At 68.2% G+C, this 17657-nt stretch carries 18 protein-coding genes; 7 read left to right on the top strand and 11 right to left on the bottom strand.

Features of this window, described 5'->3' with window-relative positions; translation table 11 throughout:
* Positions 1-3 precede the first annotated feature (3 nt).
* The 5 genes from LTT66_RS14325 to LTT66_RS14305 all read right to left on the bottom strand — a co-directional run bounded on the left by LTT66_RS14325 (position 4) and on the right by LTT66_RS14305 (position 3909).
* Positions 4-927, bottom strand: a complete 924-nt coding sequence (locus LTT66_RS14325; protein ID WP_233067578.1) for an aminotransferase class IV — start codon at positions 925-927, stop codon at positions 4-6.
* 61 nt (positions 928-988) lie between these two features.
* The gene (locus LTT66_RS14320) at positions 989-1246 is read right to left on the bottom strand and encodes a Txe/YoeB family addiction module toxin (protein ID WP_233067576.1); all 258 of its coding nucleotides are present in this window, start codon (positions 1244-1246) and stop codon (positions 989-991) included.
* Positions 1243-1515, bottom strand: coding sequence for a type II toxin-antitoxin system Phd/YefM family antitoxin (locus LTT66_RS14315; protein ID WP_269822012.1), 273 nt, complete (start codon positions 1513-1515; stop codon positions 1243-1245). The genes LTT66_RS14320 and LTT66_RS14315 overlap by 4 nt, the downstream gene beginning before the upstream one ends.
* 90 nt (positions 1516-1605) lie before the next feature.
* Complete coding sequence (locus LTT66_RS14310) at positions 1606-2640, bottom strand: aspartate-semialdehyde dehydrogenase (RefSeq protein ID WP_181721104.1); 1035 nt, start codon at positions 2638-2640, stop codon at positions 1606-1608.
* A 3-nt stretch (positions 2641-2643) separates the two neighbouring features.
* The gene (locus tag LTT66_RS14305; RefSeq protein ID WP_181721103.1) at positions 2644-3909 is read right to left on the bottom strand and encodes an aspartate kinase; all 1266 of its coding nucleotides are present in this window, start codon (positions 3907-3909) and stop codon (positions 2644-2646) included.
* Between the two features lie 163 nt (positions 3910-4072).
* Here LTT66_RS14305 and LTT66_RS14300 point away from each other — a divergent pair, with 163 nt between their 5' ends.
* A complete protein-coding gene (locus LTT66_RS14300; RefSeq protein ID WP_233067573.1) occupies positions 4073-4486 on the top strand; it encodes a secondary thiamine-phosphate synthase enzyme YjbQ in 414 nt (137 codons plus the stop codon).
* Between the two features lie 88 nt (positions 4487-4574).
* Here LTT66_RS14300 and LTT66_RS14295 read toward each other — a convergent pair whose 3' ends face one another.
* Positions 4575-5150, bottom strand: a complete 576-nt coding sequence (locus tag LTT66_RS14295; RefSeq protein ID WP_233069244.1) for a dihydrofolate reductase family protein — start codon at positions 5148-5150, stop codon at positions 4575-4577.
* Between the two features lie 73 nt (positions 5151-5223).
* Here LTT66_RS14295 and LTT66_RS14290 point away from each other — a divergent pair, with 73 nt between their 5' ends.
* On the top strand, positions 5224-5802 hold the full coding sequence (locus LTT66_RS14290; RefSeq protein WP_408638795.1) for a TetR/AcrR family transcriptional regulator: 579 nt from the start codon (positions 5224-5226) through the stop codon (positions 5800-5802).
* Between the two features lie 64 nt (positions 5803-5866).
* Entirely contained in the window at positions 5867-6058 is a 192-nt protein-coding gene (locus tag LTT66_RS14285; protein ID WP_233067570.1) for a DUF1918 domain-containing protein, read from the top strand.
* A 79-nt stretch (positions 6059-6137) separates the two neighbouring features.
* Here LTT66_RS14285 and LTT66_RS14280 read toward each other — a convergent pair whose 3' ends face one another.
* On the bottom strand, positions 6138-6485 hold the full coding sequence (locus tag LTT66_RS14280; protein WP_195104106.1) for a spore germination protein GerW family protein: 348 nt from the start codon (positions 6483-6485) through the stop codon (positions 6138-6140).
* Between the two features lie 256 nt (positions 6486-6741).
* Here LTT66_RS14280 and LTT66_RS14275 point away from each other — a divergent pair, with 256 nt between their 5' ends.
* Together LTT66_RS14275 and LTT66_RS14270 are read left to right on the top strand one after the other, a co-directional pair.
* The gene (locus tag LTT66_RS14275; protein WP_181721098.1) at positions 6742-7200 is read left to right on the top strand and encodes an SRPBCC family protein; all 459 of its coding nucleotides are present in this window, start codon (positions 6742-6744) and stop codon (positions 7198-7200) included.
* 90 nt (positions 7201-7290) lie between these two features.
* Entirely contained in the window at positions 7291-8502 is a 1212-nt protein-coding gene (locus LTT66_RS14270) for a low temperature requirement protein A (protein ID WP_233069242.1), read from the top strand.
* Here the strand turns inward: LTT66_RS14270 and LTT66_RS14265 are convergent.
* From LTT66_RS14265 to LTT66_RS14250, 4 genes are all read right to left on the bottom strand, one after another.
* Positions 8480-9355, bottom strand: coding sequence for an ion transporter (locus LTT66_RS14265; RefSeq protein ID WP_233067567.1), 876 nt, complete (start codon positions 9353-9355; stop codon positions 8480-8482). The two genes, LTT66_RS14270 and LTT66_RS14265, sit on opposite strands and share 23 nt — an antisense overlap.
* Positions 9356-9467: 112 nt before the next feature.
* A complete protein-coding gene (locus LTT66_RS14260) occupies positions 9468-11087 on the bottom strand; it encodes a GMC oxidoreductase (protein ID WP_233067563.1) in 1620 nt (539 codons plus the stop codon).
* Positions 11088-11163: 76 nt separating this feature from the next.
* Positions 11164-12792: an alpha/beta hydrolase gene (locus LTT66_RS14255; protein ID WP_233067561.1), complete on the bottom strand. Its 1629-nt coding sequence runs from the start codon at positions 12790-12792 to the stop codon at positions 11164-11166.
* Between the two features lie 81 nt (positions 12793-12873).
* Positions 12874-13641, bottom strand: a complete 768-nt coding sequence (locus tag LTT66_RS14250) for a sulfite exporter TauE/SafE family protein (RefSeq protein WP_233067558.1) — start codon at positions 13639-13641, stop codon at positions 12874-12876.
* Between the two features lie 270 nt (positions 13642-13911).
* Between LTT66_RS14250 and leuA the strand changes: the two genes are divergently transcribed.
* On the top strand, positions 13912-15705 hold the full coding sequence (leuA, locus tag LTT66_RS14245) for a 2-isopropylmalate synthase (RefSeq protein WP_233067555.1): 1794 nt from the start codon (positions 13912-13914) through the stop codon (positions 15703-15705).
* Positions 15706-15969: 264 nt separating this feature from the next.
* Positions 15970-17622, top strand: a complete 1653-nt coding sequence (locus LTT66_RS14240) for a MinD/ParA family ATP-binding protein (protein ID WP_233067552.1) — start codon at positions 15970-15972, stop codon at positions 17620-17622.
* The last annotated feature ends 35 nt before the right edge of the window (positions 17623-17657 follow it).

The raw sequence follows: 17657 nt of genomic DNA, 5'->3' as shown, positions 1-17657 counted from the left end.
GGCCTACTGGGCGATGGACAAGTCCGTGACCCAGCCGTGCACGTTGTCGGTGCGCAGTGCCGCGTAGTGGCGTTTGCGCAGCGCCTGCGAGATCGGGCCGGGCACACCGTTCGCGACCACGCGGCCGTCCACCTCGACGACCGGCGCCGCACCGGCCGACGTGCCGGTCACGAAAACTTCGTCGGCGATGTACAGCTCGGTGAGGTCTACGGTGCGTTCGACCACCGGGATGCCGTCTTCGGCCGCCACAGTGAGAACGGTCCTGCGGTTGATGCCGTCGAGGATGTCGCAGGAGACGTCCGGCGTGATCAGCGTGCCGTTGCGGACGAGGAAGATGTTCGCCGCGCTGAGTTCGCAGACGTGCCCGTTACCGTCGAGGAAGACGCAGTCGTCGTAGCCGCTGTCGATCGCGTCCTGCTTGGCCAGCACCGAATTCACATACGCCCCATTGACTTTCGCGCGAGACGGAATCGCGTTGTCCGGAATGCGCCGCCACGGGCTCGACTTCAGGCGCATGCCGTCCTGCGGGACGATCGGCACCGCGTCGTAGACGAACATGCTGACCCGGATCGCGCAGCCCCGCACCCGGGTCCCCGGAATGGACTCGACCACGTGTACCGTCGCCCGCACGAAAACGTCCTCGCGCGGATCGTTCACCGCGATCAGTTCCACCACGGCCGCACGAAACCGCTCGAAATCCCACTCCGCCGCGAACCGATCGATCCCGATGATCTTGCACGACTCCTCGAGCCGACGGAAATGATCGTCCAATCGGAATGCCGTACGCGCTGCCCCATCCACGTGCACCGGGAAGACGGTGTAGACGCTGAGTCCGTAGAGCACCGCCGACGATGCGACGCCCACCGTCGCGGCGTCCGCCGCCACGATCCGGTCGCCGAGAAACACCTGAGGATGAGGATGAGCCATCGGCGCAGGCTAACAGCCGCGCCGTGCGCCGAGCGAGCCCTTTTCGCCGAGCACGCCAGGATCAGTCGTAGTGCTTTCCTACCTTGGCGATCCAAACCGCGTCGTCGACGATTCGGTAGACGATGCGATGCTCCTGCGTGATCCGGCGTGACCAGTACCCCGCCAAGTCATGCTTCAAAGGCTCAGGCTTACCGATGCCTTCGAAGGGATCGGCCAGGATTGCCTCGATCAGGACATTGACCTTCTTCAGCACGAGCCGGTCGCGCTGTAGCCACGCCGAATACTCTTCCCACGCGGCTTCGGAGAAGACGGCCTTCATTCGATGAGGTCGCGTTCGACGCCGCCACCACCCTCGAGTTCCTGGATCGACCGGCGTAGGCGGGCCCCGTCGCGACCGCTCAACAGTTCCACGGTCGTCATCAGCGAGTCGTAATCTTCCTTGGACATCAGCACGGCGTTCCCCCCTTTCGACACGATCTCGATCGTGTCGTGATCCTCATTGACCATCCTGATCAGGGGGAACAAGTTTCTGCGCGCTTCACTCGCGGTAATCGCCGAAGCCATCATTCCTCCCAGCCAGTAGTACAATATATGGTACCACTGCGGGCCCACTGACTCGGCTCCGGAAACGACGAACGGGCCGCGGGAACCCCGCGGCCCGTTCGGATCGGGAAGACCTCAGCGGTTGCTGAGCAGTACTTCGGCGATCTGAATCGTGTTGAGGGCGGCGCCCTTTCGCAGATTGTCGCCGGAGATGAACAGCGCGAGTCCGCGGCCGTCCGGCACGCCAGGGTCCTGCCGGATGCGGCCGACGAGCGAATCGTCGATGCCCGCGGCGGCCAGCGGGGTCGGCACGTCGACCAGCTTGACGCCCGGGGCCTTGGCCAGGATCTCCTTGGCGTGCTCGACGGAGAGCGGTTCGGCGAATTCGGCGTTCACCGACAGCGAGTGGCCGGTGAAGACGGGCACGCGCACGCAGGTGCCGCTGACCGCCAGATCGGGGAGGCCGAGGATCTTGCGGCTCTCGTTGCGCAGCTTCTGGTCCTCGTCGGTCTCGCCGGAGCCGTCGTCGACCAGCGAACCGGCCAGCGGAAGCACGTTGAACGCGATGGGCGCGACGTACTTGTTCGGAGCGGGGAAGTCCACGGCGCGGCCGTCGTGGGTCAGCCGCTCGGCGTCATCGATCACCGCGCGGGCCTGACTCACCAGTTCTTCGACACCGGCCAGGCCGCTGCCGGAGACCGCCTGGTAACTGGACACGATCAGGCGGCGCAGACCGGCGATGTCGTGCAGCGGCTTGAGCACCGGCATGGCCGCCATGGTGGTGCAGTTCGGGTTGGCGATGATGCCCTTGACCAGGTTGCGGGTCTGCTCCGGGTTCACCTCGCTGACCACCAGCGGGACCTCGGGGTCCTTGCGCCACGCCGAGGAATTGTCGATCACCGTGACACCCGCCGCGGCGAAACGCGGCGCTTGCACGCGGGACATGGTGGCGCCCGCCGAGAACAACGCGATGTCCAAGCCGGATGGATCCGCGGTCTCGGTGTCCTCGACGACGATCTCGCGGCCGCGCCAAGGCAGCGTCTTGCCCGCCGAACGCGCGGACGCGAAGAACCGCACCTCGTCGGCGGGGAAGTTGCGCTCGTCCAGCAGTTTCCGCATGACGGCGCCGACCTGTCCGGTCGCGCCGACGACTCCTACGCGAACTCCCATGGCTTATCGCCCCGTTCCCGCGTGGACCACCGCGACCTCGTCGCCGCCCAGGTCGAACGCCTTGTGCAGCACCTGGACCGCCTCGTCCAGCTCGGTGTCCTTGACCAGCACCGAGATCCGGATCTCCGAGGTGGAGATGAGGTCGATGTTCACCCCCGCCTTGGCCAGCGCCTCGCAGAATGTGGCGGTGACGCCGGGGTGGCTCTTCATGCCCGCGCCGACCAGCGACACCTTGCCGATGTGGTCGTCGTAGAGCACCTGGGAGAAGCCGATCTCGGCCTGCCGCTTGGTCAGCATCTCGACCGCGCGGGCGCCCTCGGTCTTGGGCAGCGTGAAGGTGATGTCGGTCTTGCCGGTCTCGATCTTCGAGATGTTCTGCAGGACCATGTCGATGTTGATCTCGGCGTCGGCCACGGCGCGGAACACCTTGGCGGCGTAGCCCGGTTCGTCCGGCAGTCCGACCACGGTCACCTTGGCCTCGCTGCGGTCGTGCGCGACGCCAGTGAGGATTGCTTGCTCCAAGGGGATGTCCTCCATCGATCCGTAAACGTAGGTGCCCTGCTTGTCGGTGTAGGACGAGCGCACATGCACGGGCACGTTGTAGCGGCGGGCGTATTCGACGCAGCGCAGCATCAGCACCTTGGCGCCGCAGGCCGCCAGTTCCAGCATCTCCTCGTAGGAGACCTGCTCGAGCCGCTGCGCGTCGGGCACGATCCGGGGGTCGGCGGTGAAGACGCCGTCCACGTCGGTGTAGATCTCGCAGACGTCCGCGTCCAGCGCGGCGGCCAGTGCGACGGCCGTGGTGTCCGAGCCGCCGCGGCCCAGCGTGGTGACGTCCCGGCTGTCCTGGCTCACGCCCTGGAAGCCGGCGACCAGCACGACGAGGCCCTCGTCCAGCGCGGCGCGGACGCGGCCCGGGGTCACGTCGATGATCTTCGCGTTGCCGTGCGCGCCCGTGGTGATCACACCCGCCTGCGAGCCGGTGAACGAGCGGGCCTCGGCGCCGAGGGAGTGGATGGCCATGGCGACCAGCGCGTTGGAGATGCGCTCACCCGAGGTGAGCAGCATGTCCATCTCGCGGGCGGGCGGCGACGGCGCCACCTGCTGAGCGAGATCGAGCAGCTCGTCGGTGGTGTCACCCATGGCGGAGCAGACGACCACCACATCGTGGCCCTGCTTCTTGGTCTCCACGATCCGTTCAGCGACGCGCCGGATCCGCTCGGCGGTCGCCACCGAGGATCCTCCGTACTTCTGAACCACGAGAGCCACGACAGGGTCCTCCAAGATCGACAACAAACTGGTAACAGTCATTCAGGGTACCGGCCGGGGCCAGCGGTTTTGCCGCTACCTACCCGGCTTGTGGAAAAGCCCACAGCCGCATCCGATCCCGATCCCCCCGCGCGGGCCACCGCGAATGGGGGACGATGTGCGCATGAAGAGCACGCTGCTCGAGGTGAGAACGGGCCACAGTGAAGTGGTACAGGACATCACGCCGCAGTGCGCGACATTCGTGCGCGAAGCGGGCGGTGACGGGCTGCTGCACGTCTTCGTACCGCATGCCACCGCCGGGATCGCGATCATGGAACTCGGCGCGCGCAGCGACGACGACCTGCTTGCCGCGCTACGCGATCTCCTGCCTGCCGACGACCGGTGGCGGCACGCCCACGGCTCACGCGGGCACGGCCGCTCGCACGTGCTGCCCGCGCTGATCGCGCCGTACGCGACGGTCCCGGTACTCGGCGGAAAGCTCGCCCTCGGCACCTGGCAGTCGATCGCGCTGGTCGACCTCAATGTCGACAACCCGGACCGGCAGGTGCGGCTGTCGTTCCTCACCGACGCGAGCTGACGCCGCCGGATCGCGCTCGGCCGGCCGGAACAGCGTCGGGCGGAACTCGCCCGCGAAACCGGGCACGGCGGTGCCGGCGACGACCGGGTCAGGCCCGGGTGAACCAGGTGACCTGCGCGCCGTTGCCGAACTCTTTACGCCGGACCGGGGTGAACAAGGTGGGACGGAACGGGCCGGCGAACGCGGATATGCCGCCGCCCGCGACGACGGGGTAACTCTTGATGATCATCTCGTCGATCTCGCCGAGCAGTTCGGCGGCGAGTTTGCCGCCACCCGCGAGCCAGATGTCCCCGCCTTCGGCCTGCTTCAGGCCCCGTACCAGCCCGACCGGGTCCCGCTCGACCAGTTCGACGGCCGGGTCGTCGATCCGGCCGAGGGTGCTGGACACCACGTACTGCTTCAAATGCGCGTACGGGCTGGCCACGCCTTCGGACAGGGCGGGCTCGTAGGTCCCGCGACCCATCACGACGGTGTCGCACCGTTTGTTCGGCTCGCCCACCGCCATGCCGGCGTGCGGTCGTACGTGGCTCGGCACGAATTCCGGGTATTCGGCGTTGACCCAGGCGGCCATCTCGGTGTCGTACGGGTAGAAGTCCCACTCCCCCGCCGGGCCCGCGATGTAGCCGTCCAGCGACACGCCCACGTAATAGACCAGCTTTCGCATACCCTTACCGCCCATCTCGCTGTACTCTGTTCGAAGTGGTTTGAAAGTAGTACTACGAATGGAGTGGTGTCAAGTGCGGACCAACCCGGAACGACGACAGGCGCTGGTCGACGCCGCGATCGAAGTCCTCGCGCGCGACGGCGCCCGTGGGCTGACCTTCCGCGCGGTGGACAAGGAGGCCGGTGTACCGGCGGGCACGGCATCGAACTACTTCGCCAACCGCGACGACCTGCTGACCCAGGCGGGCCGCCGTTTCTACGAGCGGCTGCAGCCGAGCGAGGCCACCATGGCCAAGCTGACCGACGGGCCGAAGACCCGCGCCAACATCATCGAACTGATGCGGGAGACGGTCGGACGCATCGAGGCGTTCCGCACCGGCTACCTGGCGCTGCTGGAACTGCGCCTGGAAGCGACGCGGCGACCGGAGTTGCGCGCGGTGCTGACCGAGCGGGTGCGCGAGGACATCGAGTACAACGTGCGCAACCACCTGGCCGCCGGCCTGCCCGGCGACGAGAAGTCGGTATTGCTGCTCTACCTCGCGCTGAACTGGCTGATCGTCGATCGGCTCACGCTGCCCGAGGTGTTCACCGAGGAGCAGAGCCGGGAATTGATCGAAGCCGCGGTCGAGCGCGTCATAGGCGCCGAGGACTGAATCGCCACGCGCGACCTGCCGCGAGTGGTTGTGACGCGCAGCACTGCCGTTCGATAATGGGGCGATGATGGCACATGTAGGAGATCGACTCTGCGTGCACGGGCACGTGGTGGGAGAAGGGGATCACCTGGCCGAGATCATCGAGGTCCGCGGACCGGACGGGACGCCACCGTACGTGGTGCGGTTCTCCGACGGTCACGAGTCGCTGGTGTATCCAGGGCCCGACGCGATCGTCGAGCCCGCCACGTCGGAATGAACGTGACGCCGGTTCGAGCGAAGACGCCGTCTTCGCTCGAACCGGGCGTCGGCTGACGAACCTCATCCGGCAGCGCGGCTCAGGCGCGTCGCCAGCCGCGGCGCGTCAGCGCGAAAGCCACGATCGCCGCGATCAGCACCTTGCCCGCGGTCTCGATGATCGAATTGACGTCCACGGCCGGATGCCAGGTGAGTTCACCGTCGCGCAGCACGAACGCGCCGACGGGCTTGGCGCCCACTCCGAACGCCGCGCCTTCGCCCGCGCCCTCCCCATCGGGACCGTTCCCGGTACCGCCGCCCCCGCCACCGCCGCCCCCGACCGCGGCGGCGGGAATGATCGTCGCCCCGCCGGATTCGAAAGGCTCTCCGTATACCCGGCGCACCGTGATCGCGTCCCGTGTCTGCGCCAGCAGTTCGGCGTATTTCATGGCAACCTCCCGACCGGACCGACGGCATCGGATACCGGCGATCATTCGGCTTCCGATCGTAGGCGCGCGAGGCCCCACTCGACCCCCTTCCTTCCACCTGGAAGGTGTTCCCGCGGTTGCCGATCGCCGATCTCGACCAGATAACGACATGCTATCCGGTTAGCCGAGATTCCGCCTGGCACAGTCAAGTTGACGAACCGGACAAATCGCGGAGACAATCGGGCCGACTTGTCCATCCGGGGGTCGGAGGTATGCCATGCGCACCAAAACGGATATCCGATTCTTCGTCGACACCGATCCCGAACAGGTCATGGACGCTCTGACGGCGGTCGAATCGCTTCCGGAATGGTCGTCCGCCTACAGCGACGTGCGGGTCGCGACCCGCGACGCACGGCGCAGGCCGCGGCGCGTCTTTCTCGCCGCGGAGCTGCTCGGCAGCGCGGATCTGCAAGTGCTGGAATACGATTGGACCGACGACCGGTCTTCCTGGGTCGTCGCCGACAGCACCCGGGGTGTGCGGGGCGGCGGCTTTTTCGAGGTGTCCGACAGCGTGGACGGCACGCACGTCTGGTACCACGTCGAGCTCTATCTGCCCCTCCCGGTTCCGGGATTTCTGCTCAAACGCACTTTCCGCAAGGCCAACGAAGTGGTCGTGGAGTGTTTCATCGATTTCGCCGAGCGGTTCCCCGAAACGGAGACCTACCTACCCGTGTAGCCGCGGGCGATGCTGCGCTCTGCGCGAAACAGGCGGGCGGGCGCGGCAGCGAACCGGCGCCGAACCGGCCGAGGTGCGACGATGAGCGGCATGATCGGTTCCAAACGAGCGCGGTTCCAGCCGATGGCCCAAGACGGCTCGGTAACCCAGCTCGAGCTGTTCTTCGACCTGGTGCTCGTCTTCGCGTTCACCATGGTCACCGGATTGGTCGCGGACGACACCAGCGCCAAGAACGCGCTGCGCGCGCTGCTGGTGCTCGCGGTGATGTGGTGGCTGTGGATCGCCTACTCCTGGCTGGGCAATGTCGTTCGCGCCGACGAGGGCATCGCACGGGTGGCGATGTTCGCGGCCATGGGCGGCGCGTTCCTCGCCGCGCTCACCATCCCCGAGGCGTTCGACGACATAGCCGGGGGATGGTTCGGGCCCCTGGTCTTCGCCGTCGCGTACCTGATCGTGCGGTTGGTGCACGTCGGGATATTCTGGCTGGCCAGTGCCCAGGACCCGCAATTGCGCAGCCAGCTGCTGCGCTGGGCGCTCGGTTCGATCACCCTCGGTACCACGCTGCTGGTCGTCGCCGCGCTCACCGAGGGCGCCGCGCAGATCGCGCTGTGGATCGCCGCGATCGCGGGCGACTACCTGTGGACGCTGTTCGCGGGCACCGATTGGCGGTTGAATTCGGCGAGGCATTTCGTCGAGCGTTACGGGCTGATCATCATCGTCGCGCTCGGTGAATCGATCGTCTCGATCGGCATCGGGGTAGCCGGTCTGCCGATCTCCTGGCCGATCGCGCTCGGCTCGTTGCTCGGCCTCGCCGTTTCCGGTCTGCTGTGGTGGGCGTATTTCGACGTCGCGGCCCTGGCGGTGGAGCACGAACTCGTCCGCGCCGAGGGCAAGCGGCAGATCAAGATCGCGCAGGGTTCCTACACCTTCTGGCATTTCCCGATGATCGTCGGGATCATCGCGCTGTCGCTCGGGCTGAAGAAGGTTCTCTACTACGTCGGGGACTCCTCACACCACACCTTGAAGGACCCGCTGTACGGAATTCCGCTCTACGCCCTCTACGGCGGCGTCGTGCTGTACCTGATCGCCCTGGTGGGCTTCAAGCACTTCGCCACGGGCACCATCACGGTGCCGCGGGTGATCGCCGTGGTGGTGCTACTGGCCCTCATCCCGCTGGCCTGCGCCTTGCCCGCGCTGGCTTCGCTGTCGCTGCTGTGCCTCGTCCTGGTCGCGCTGATCGCTTGGGAGACCGTGCGTTTGGCGCAGCCACGGGACGCGATCAGGCACGCGGTAGCCGATTGACGCGATGCCGCACGCAATCCCCGTCGGGTGTTTTCCCGTACGCGGACGGCGGCACCCGGACACCGTCGCGGACCGCGTCGCGGATCTGATCGATGTTCTCCCGCAACACATCCGCGACGAGTTCGTCGGTGCGCGGATCCTCCAGCACCTGGAACACGATGCGGAAGGTGGTGTCGGCGATCAGCCGGATGATCTCGTCGTGGAACGGGATGTAGCGCACTCGGCCCGCCCGCGGGTCCTTCTTGATCAACTCCAGGATCATCTCGTCCAGTTCGGCGCGGTTCTCCTCCAGCGCGGCCGCGATGTTGCGGGTGTAGTGCCCGGTACGCAGCACGTGCGCCACCTCGTCCATCACCGCGATCGTCATCGGACGGCGGATGGTGTCGACGATGGTCGTTACGAATCGGTTCACCACAGCGGCCGTCACCCGGTCCCCGAACACGCGGTCGGCCACCCGGGCGAGCCGGACGACGATCACCACGATCCGCAGCAGCCGGAAGCCGCGGAAGAACGGGCTGGTCACCGGGATCATGCCGAGGACCTCGTACCAGTAGACGAACGGGAAGGTCCACGGCCAGCCCGCGCGGCGCCAGCGCCAGACGAACTCGATCGCGAACACCGCGCACACCGTCCAGTCGACGACCACGATCACGCGATAGGTGTGCCCGGAAACCGGGAAGAAGGTGATCCACGCCACCAACGCCACGGAGACGATGGCCAGCGCCAGCATGAGGAAATCCGTCCACAGCATCGGCGGCTTGCGCGGATAGTCCTGCGGCTGTGGAGGTTCCCGCAGGCCGTATCTGTCGACAGGCGAACTCTCGATGCCCGAGCTGGGGGTGGGAGCGGACACTGCGAATCCCTTCGACGCCGAACGGTGTCGCCGACATTAGTACGCGGAAAGCACGCTCGGCACGGATGGCGATACCCCGCCGAGCGGACTGTCCCGCCCGGCGCAGGATCGGTCAGCGACCGGCGCGAACGATCGCCTCGATATTGCGTTCGGCCAGCGCGGCGATGGTGAGCGACGGGTTGACCGTTCCGGTGCTGCCGGGTATCGCGGCGCCGTCCATCACGTAGAGGCCGGGATGACCGTGCACGCGGCCGTGGCCGTCGGTGGCCCGGCCCAGCACCGCTCCGCCGAGCGGATGCGCGGTGAACAGGGCGTTCGCGTCGTAGCCGAGGGCGCTGTACTCGACGAGGGCGTCCGCTCGTTCGGCGATCCGACGGTCGACCGCCCGGGCCGCGGCCACGGTGTCGTCCCGGTTCTTGGTCGACCAGCTCAGCCCGACGCGGTTGGTGCCCCGGTCGTAGCCGAACCGGGCGCGGGTCGGGTCGAGCACCATGCCGAGCGAGGCGAGCGCGCCGGTTTCGAACGGGATTCCCGGGATGTACCAGCTCTCCAGGGTCAGCGGTACGCCGGACTCGTCGAAGATCCGGCTCGCGCTCGGCACACCTTGGCCGTGACCGGCCAGCGCGCTGGCGCCGCGGGCGAGCACCACGTCACCGTTGGTGCCCCAGCCGTCGCCCACGTGTTCGTTCAGATTCGGCAACGCACCGGTGGCCTGGGCGCGCACCAGCAGTTCGGAGGTGCCGATCGAGCCCGCTCCGAGGAAGAGCCGATCACAGGTGAGGCTGCGGGTGCCCAGCACGTCACCGGTCGGCGAGAGCTTCGCCACGGTGACCGCGTAGCGGCCGCCGGACTCCTGTGCGATGGCATCGACCCGGTGGCCGGGGAAGACCCCGCACCGGCCGGTGCCCTGCGCGTACGCCAGGTAATTCTGGTTCAGGTCGAACTTCGCTCCGTTGGAGTTGCCCAGATTGCTGCGGGCCGCGGTGGCCGAAGCCCTTGTGGCACCGGCCAGTTCGCCGCGCAGGATGTCCCAGTTGAAGATCGAGTCGTTCGCCTGGGGCTGGTAACCGGCCTTGCGGACCTGATCGTCCCAGGCGCGCGAATGCGCGAACGGCGAGGAGTTGTAGATGTCGGCCGGCATCGGGCTCAGCCGCAGCATCTCCCGCACGCGCGGGTAGTAGACGCGCTCCATCTCGCCGTAGTCCACGGTGCCGCCGAAGACGTGGTCGAAGAAGCGGCGCGGCGGGGCGATCATCGCTCCGCTGAAGATCACCGAGCCGCCGCCGACCGCGGCCGCGCGCCAGACGTCGATGCCCGGGTACTCGGTGCAGTCGAGCACCCCGCCGAAACTGGCGAACTGCATGGGCACCTTGGTGACGCCGGTGAACTGGGTGCGGTGCCAGAAGCCGCGGCCGTCGGGCAGGTCGTCGCCGGTGAAGATCTCCCGCCACGGGTCGTTCGGCCAGCGCGAGCCGCGTTCCAGCACGGTGGTCGCGATCCCGGCCTGGGCCAGGCGCAACGCGGTCACCGCGGCGCCGAAGCCCGAGCCGATGACGATCGCGGGCGAATGCTCCGGCGGGTCGGGAATCGGGGCGAAGATCTCCGGCACCCAGGTGCGGAACAAGCCCTCCCAAACCGGGTCGGCGGACGCCACGCTCGTTCCCGCCATCGTTCCCACAGCACCGAGCAGGGCGGCCGTGCCCGCCGCCTTGAACAAGGCACGTCTACGCACCGGTCACCTTCCATCATCAGGCTTAGCGTGCGCAGATTACCGGTATTCCCGTTTTGTGAACAGATATCCGTTTTGGCTATCGACCGAACGGCAGCTCGTCCGGGCGGCAGGTCGCCCCGGGCGCCGGTAGGTGCAAGTCGACGAGATAGCGCTCGCGCAGCTTCCTGGTGCAGTCGTTGAGCGGAGTGTGCCCGTAGCCCTCTTCGACGACGACCAACCGGGCGTTCACCAACTCCTGCTGCGCGCGCCGCGCCGCGCTGAGCGGAGTGGCCGGGTCGAATCGGTTGTTGACCAACACAGCCGGGGTGTCCGACCGGAGAATCCACGGGCCGGTATACCGCTGGGCGTATCCCTCCGGCGGGGACGGCCAGGACGCGCACGCTTGGCGCAGCGACAACCAGAAAGCGCCGTAGGTCGGGCTGACACTCGCGAGTTCCCTTGCCAATGCGGACCATTGACCCGGATCGCGTGGAAAAGAGTTGTCGGCGCACGAAATAGCGGTGTACGAGTCGAGGAAGTCGTACGGTTGCGCGGTGGCCGCGAGTATCTCGCGCACGGCGTCGGGGTCCCCCGCCGGGCCGCGCTCCAGTTCGGCGAGCAGTCGGGCCAGGGCGGGCCAGCCCTCCTTCGGGTCGTACAGCAGCAGCGCATGCGCCGACAGCACCTCGCTGTAGGTGAGCGTCCGCGCCCGCGCGCCGGTCCCCACCACCAGGGGCGCCGCGCGAAGACGGTGCAGCACAGCATCATTGCGCGCCCGGAGATCGGCGGGGCGGACCGGGTCGCCCGCGCCGCCCTGCACGAGGGCATCGCTCTGGCCGACCTGGGCGGCGAACGCGCAGCCCGCCCGGCCCGCGTCCGCGCACAGGCGGAGGAATTCACCGAATACCTCTTCGGTCCCGGCCGCGGCGCTCTCGATGCCGCTTCGAGTGTCGTTGGTGTACGCGTCCGGATCGATCATCGACGCCAGATGCAGCGCACGCACTCGATCGCCGAACAGCGCGCCGTACACCTGCCCCAGATAGCTCGCATAGGATCCGCCTTCGTAGGTCAATTGCGGATCGCCGACGGCCCGGCGCAGCAGGTCCAGATCACGCGCCGCGTCGACCGTGGTCAGGTGCCCGAGCAGTGCGCCGCCGTGCGCGGCACAACCGGCGGCCAGCTCGCGGCTCGCCACGTCGGCCGCGCGCTCCTGTTCCGGATTCGCCGGCGGTAGCAACGCGCCGGTCCAGAACCGGCGTTGCCGCTCGGCGTCCGGGAAACAGCGCACCTGGCCGCTGCGGCCGACCCCGCGCTGGTCGAAGGTGACCACGTCGAAGCGGCGCGCGAGTTCGCCGCCGAGCAGTTCCCCCTCCGCCGCCCAGCGCAGTCCCGAACCGCCCGGACCGCCGACGGCGGAGAACAGCGTGCCGATCCGCCGCTGCGGGTCGGTGGCCCGCTGACGCACCACCGCCAGCCCGAGGGCCGGGCCGTCGGGGTGCGCGTAGTCCACCGGCACCTGCACGGTCGCGCAGTCGAATCGGCTCAGCCCCGGCTCGGCGCACGGCGCCCAGTCCAGTTGCGGTGTCGGGACCGCGTCGGCCTGCGCGACCAGGTCCGCGACCGCCGATTCGTGTCGGCTCGGCGGTCCGGCGCAGCCGCTCACGGCGGGTAGCAGCCCGGCGAGCGCGGCGACGATGACGATCTTCCAGCTAGGCACGGCACTCATCCTGAGCCCCGCGCCGGGCGGCCGTCGTCACCCTGAGGATTGACATCCGACCCTGAGATTCCTGACGGCACTACCCGGGCTCTAGGACGTCACCAGCCGGATCACCGCGATCAGGCCGACCACCACGATGACGGCGCGCAGTGCGGTCGGCGGCATCCGCCTGCCCATTCGCGCACCGAGCTGCCCGCCGATGATCGAGCCGAACGCGATCAGCGCCACCGCACGCCAGTCCACGTCCGCCAGGACGATGAAGATCAGCGCCGAGACCGCGTTCACGATCAGGGCCAGCACGTTCTTCACCCCGTTGAGGCGCTGGATGTCGTCGTGCACGAAAACGCCGAGCAATCCGATCAGCAGCACGCCCTGGGCCGCGCCGAAGTACCCGCCGTAGACGCCCGCGGCGTAGACCGCGGCGAACAGGATGGGGCCGCCGTGCTCCGGCACCGGGGCGCCGTCGTTCTCCCTGCGGCGCTTGACCCAGCTCGCCAGCCGCGGCTGCACGACGACGAGCACCAGTGCCACGATGATCAGGATGGGCACGATCGCCTTGAATGCACCGGCGGGCAGGACGAGCAGCAGCACCGCCCCCGTGATGCCGCCGAGCAGCGAGGCCGTGCCCAAGCGCGTCAGCCGGTCGCGCTGGCCCGCGAGTTCGCGGCGGTACCCGTGCACGCCGCTGATCGAGCCGGGGACCAGACCGATGGTGTTGGACACATTCGCCGTCACCGGAGGAAGGCCGAACGCGAGGAGTACGGGAAAGGTGATCAGCGTGCCCGAGCCGACGATCGTGTTGATGCCGCCCGCCGCGATGCCGGCACCGAAGACGGCCAGTTGCTCCAGCCAGGTCATAGCCAATCCTTCGACGTCCGGTCGGGCACCGGGCCCGTACCAGCGTTGTCCACTGCCGGACCGAACGGTAGCCGGATCGTCGGATCACCCGACGACGGGACCTCCCTTCCCGGCGGTTGGGCGGCACGGTAAACTCTCGGACATCATGCAGCGGGCACTTCTTCTCGACCGCCGCGACGGGGTCTGATCGGACCGGCTCCCGTCGCGGGGTTTTGCCGCGCCGGTCGACCCAGCCCATTGGGAAAAACGACATCCTCGGGAGAAACCCCCATGTCCCCTGCTGACGCGTTCGTATCAACCACCCGCACGATCACGGCACCGAGCAAACCCGCTCCCGCCGACCAGCCCGGGTGGAACAAACAGAAGAACTCCTCGATGCCGACGTTCCGCTATCGGCCGTTCGCCGAGGAGGTCGAGCCGATCACGCTGCCCGACCGCACCTGGCCGGACCGGGTCATCGACCGGGCGCCCGGCTGGTGCGCGGTGGACCTGCGCGACGGCAACCAGGCGTTGATCGATCCGATGAGCCCGGCCCGCAAGCGCCGCATGTTCGACCTGCTGGTGCGGATGGGTTACAAGGAGATCGAGGTCGGCTTCCCCTCGGCGAGCCAGACCGATTTCGACTTCGTCCGCGAGATCATCGAGGACGGCGCGATCCCCGACGACGTGTCCATCCAGGTGCTGACCCAGTGCCGTCCGGAGCTGATCGAACGCACCTTCGAAGCCTGTGCGGGCGCGCGGAACGTCATCGTGCACTTCTACAACTCCACCTCGATCCTGCAGCGGAAGGTGGTGTTCCGCGCCGATCGCGAGGCAGTGAAGAAGATCGCCACCGACGCCGCCGCGCTGTGCCTGGAGACCGAGAAGCGCTACCCGGACACCAATTGGCGCTACGAGTACAGCCCGGAGTCCTACACCGGCACCGAGCTGGAATACGCCAAGGACGTCTGCGACGCGGTTTCCGCGATCATCGCGCCTTCGCCGGAGAAGCCGCTGATCATCAACCTGCCCGCCACCGTGGAGATGGCCACCCCGAACGTCTACGCCGACTCGATCGAATGGATGAGCCGCAACCTGGCCCGCCGGGACTCGATCGTGCTGTCGCTGCACCCGCACAACGATCGTGGCACCGCGGTGGCCGCCGCCGAGCTGGGCTACCAGGCCGGCGCCGACCGGATCGAGGGCTGCCTGTTCGGCAACGGTGAGCGCACCGGCAACGTCTGCCTGGTCACCCTGGGGATGAACATGTTCTCCCGCGGCGTCGACCCGCAGATCAACTTCTCCGACATCGACGAGATCCGCCGCACCGTCGAGTACTGCAACCAGCTGCCGGTGCACGAGCGTCACCCGTACGGCGGCGACCTGGTCTACACCGCCTTCTCCGGCAGCCACCAGGACGCCATCAACAAGGGCTTGGACGCGATGAAGGCCACGGCCGACGCCGCCGAGTCGGACGTCGCCGACATCACCTGGGAGGTGCCCTACCTGCCGATCGACCCGAAGGACGTCGGCCGCACCTACGAGGCGGTCATCCGGGTGAACTCGCAGTCCGGCAAGGGCGGCGTCGCCTACATCATGAAGACCGACCACGGGTTGGCGCTGCCGCGGCGGCTGCAGATCGAGTTCTCCCAGGCGATCCAGAAGATCACCGACGGCGAGGGCGGCGAGGTGACGCCCAAGGAGATGTGGGACGTCTTCCACGAGGAGTACCTGAGCCCGATCCGCCCGCTGGAGCGGATGCGCCAGAAGGTCACCGCGTCGGAGACCGACGGCGGCGTCGACTCGATCGTGGCCGTGGTGAAGGTCGACGGCGTCGAGCAGGAGATCACCGGCAAGGGCAACGGACCGCTGGCGGCGTTCATCGACGCGATCGCCGCGGTCGGCTTCGACGTCGAGGTGCTGGACTACTCCGAGCACGCCATGTCCGCGGGCGATGACGCGCAGGCCGCCGCGTACGTGGAGTGCGCGATCGGCGACCGGGTGGTATGGGGCGTCGGCATCGCCACCTCGATCACGACCGCGTCGCTGCGCGCGGTGGTGTCGGCGGTGAACCGGTCGCACTGACAGCGCATCCCAGCACCCATCCGGACGGGCGCCGCGACGGTTCCACCGCGCGGCGCCCGATCCTGCTGGCGCAGACCGCTTGTCAGGGGCCCTATCGCTCCCCACCTCCGGCATGCACCGCGCCACGGCGTAGCGAACCCCGTGCTAGCGTTGGATTCGCACTCCAAGCGCCGAGCTCTCTGCTCGAATTCCCGAGCAGATGGGGGAACCGTGACAACAAACGACCACAATCCGACCTCTCCGCCCTGGCTGCAGAGTCATTCCGTGGATACGGCCGAAGTCAGCGACGCGGAGTCATCGGCCACCGACCCGTCGGGCGAACCGGCCGGCGGCACGGAAGCGAAGGAAACCGACACGGCGGATGGGCCTGCCCAGCCGGACGCGCAGCCCGAACAGCCGGAGCCACAGGGCTCGACGGAGCAGACCACGGCCTATCCGCAGGCTGCCGTACCAGCGCAGTCCTGGGCTCCCCCACAAGCCGGACCTGCCGAGCCGTACGGTTCCTACGCTCCGCCGAGCGCGGGCGCGTATCCGCCGCCGTCGCCCTTTCCCGGGGAGCCGTTCCCTACCGGCGCATTTCAGCCGCCGCCGAGTCACAGCGGTAGCCACCCCATAGCCACGCCGCCGGACGGGCCCAATCCCGGTTACGGCGAATACCGCCAGGAGATCGGCGGCGACGGCTTGGTCCGGCGGGTGCCCGTGGACTCCGGGCCGCCCGAATCCGCTGCGCCGCAACCCGATCAGCCCAGCGGCCCGATCTACAGCTGGGCGCCACCGCCCCCGCCGGTGACGCATCAGCCTCCGCCGCCCGCCTATCAACCGCCGCCCCCGCCGATGGGGCAACCGCAAGGGCCGGGTTGGCAGGACGGGCCGCCGGGTTGGCAGGGTGGACCTAATCCGCATCAGCCGGCGCAACCGTTCCAGCCGCAGCATCTGACGCAGCCCGGCCAGCCGGGGCATTCGGTGAACGATTTGAACCTGCTCAGGCGGGCCCGCAGGGCGCCGCGAAGCGGTTGGCGCCGTGCCGTGCACAAGGCGTCCGGCGGCATGATCAACCCGGGCGAGTCGGCGGCCGACATCGTCTACCAGGATCTCGTCGACCGGGTGAACCAACCGGTGCGCGGAGACTACCGGATCGCGATCCTCTCGCTGAAGGGCGGCGTCGGGAAGACCACCACCACGGTCGGTCTCGGCTCCACCTTCGCCTCGCAGCGCGGCGACCGGGTCATCGCGATCGACGCCAACCCCGACCTGGGCACGCTCGCGCACCGGGTACCGCGCCAGACCCGCTCCACCGTGCGCAACCTGCTCGAGGATCAGCACATCACCAGGTACTCCGACGTGCGGGCGCACACCTCGCAGGCGCCGAGCCGCTTGGAAGTGCTTGCCAGTGAACAGGATCCGGCGGTCTCCGAGGCGTTCAGCGAAGCGGACTACCGCAAGGCGATCGGCATCCTGCAGTCGTTCTACAACATCATCCTGACCGACTGCGGCACCGGTCTGATGCACTCCGCGATGGCGGGCGTGCTGGATATGGCGAGCTCGCTGGTGCTGGTCACCTCGCCCGCCATCGACGGCGCCCGCAGCGCGTCGGCCACGTTGGACTGGCTGGACCACCACGGCTACGGCAAGCTGGTGGAGCGAACGGTCGTGGTGGTGAACGCTTCCCGGCGCGGCGCGTCCACCGTCGATCTCGACCAGCTGCGCAAGCTGTTCCTCGACCGCACCCGCGCGGTGCAGGTGGTCCCGTTCGACGACCACCTCGCCGAGGGCGCGGAGATCGATCTGGAACTGGTGAGCAAGCCGACACGGCGGGCGCTGCTGGAACTGGCGGCGATGGTCGCCGACGACTTCGGTTACGTCAGCTCGCAGACCCAGCACCCCTACCGGCAGTACCAGCCGCCGCAAGGATTCTGATCGGTTCGCAGGGCGACTCGACATCGCCGCCCGAG

The organism is Nocardia gipuzkoensis, from assembly GCF_021183645.1.
GTDB lineage: Bacteria > Actinomycetota > Actinomycetes > Mycobacteriales > Mycobacteriaceae > Nocardia > Nocardia abscessus.
This window is presented reverse-complemented; position numbering and strand designations above follow the sequence as displayed.

Excerpts from the sequence above, each read along its gene's own strand:
- LTT66_RS14325 (WP_233067578.1), bottom strand. The coding sequence starts at position 927 with ATGGCTCATCCTCATCCTCAGGTGTTTCTCGGCGACCGGATCGTGGCG.
- LTT66_RS14320 (WP_233067576.1), bottom strand. The coding sequence starts at position 1,246 with ATGAAGGCCGTCTTCTCCGAAGCCGCGTGGGAAGAGTATTCGGCGTGG.
- LTT66_RS14310 (WP_181721104.1), bottom strand. The coding sequence starts at position 2,640 with ATGGGAGTTCGCGTAGGAGTCGTCGGCGCGACCGGACAGGTCGGCGCC.
- LTT66_RS14280 (WP_195104106.1), bottom strand. The coding sequence starts at position 6,485 with ATGAAATACGCCGAACTGCTGGCGCAGACACGGGACGCGATCACGGTG.
- LTT66_RS14250 (WP_233067558.1), bottom strand. The coding sequence starts at position 13,641 with ATGACCTGGCTGGAGCAACTGGCCGTCTTCGGTGCCGGCATCGCGGCG.
- LTT66_RS14285 (WP_233067570.1), top strand. The coding sequence starts at position 5,867 with ATGATGGCACATGTAGGAGATCGACTCTGCGTGCACGGGCACGTGGTG.
- LTT66_RS14270 (WP_233069242.1), top strand. The coding sequence starts at position 7,291 with ATGATCGGTTCCAAACGAGCGCGGTTCCAGCCGATGGCCCAAGACGGC.
- LTT66_RS14275 (WP_181721098.1), top strand. The coding sequence starts at position 6,742 with ATGCGCACCAAAACGGATATCCGATTCTTCGTCGACACCGATCCCGAA.
- leuA (WP_233067555.1), top strand. The coding sequence starts at position 13,912 with ATGTCCCCTGCTGACGCGTTCGTATCAACCACCCGCACGATCACGGCA.
- LTT66_RS14295 (WP_233069244.1), bottom strand. The coding sequence starts at position 5,150 with ATGCGAAAGCTGGTCTATTACGTGGGCGTGTCGCTGGACGGCTACATC.
- LTT66_RS14300 (WP_233067573.1), top strand. The coding sequence starts at position 4,073 with ATGAAGAGCACGCTGCTCGAGGTGAGAACGGGCCACAGTGAAGTGGTA.
- LTT66_RS14255 (WP_233067561.1), bottom strand. The coding sequence starts at position 12,792 with ATGAGTGCCGTGCCTAGCTGGAAGATCGTCATCGTCGCCGCGCTCGCC.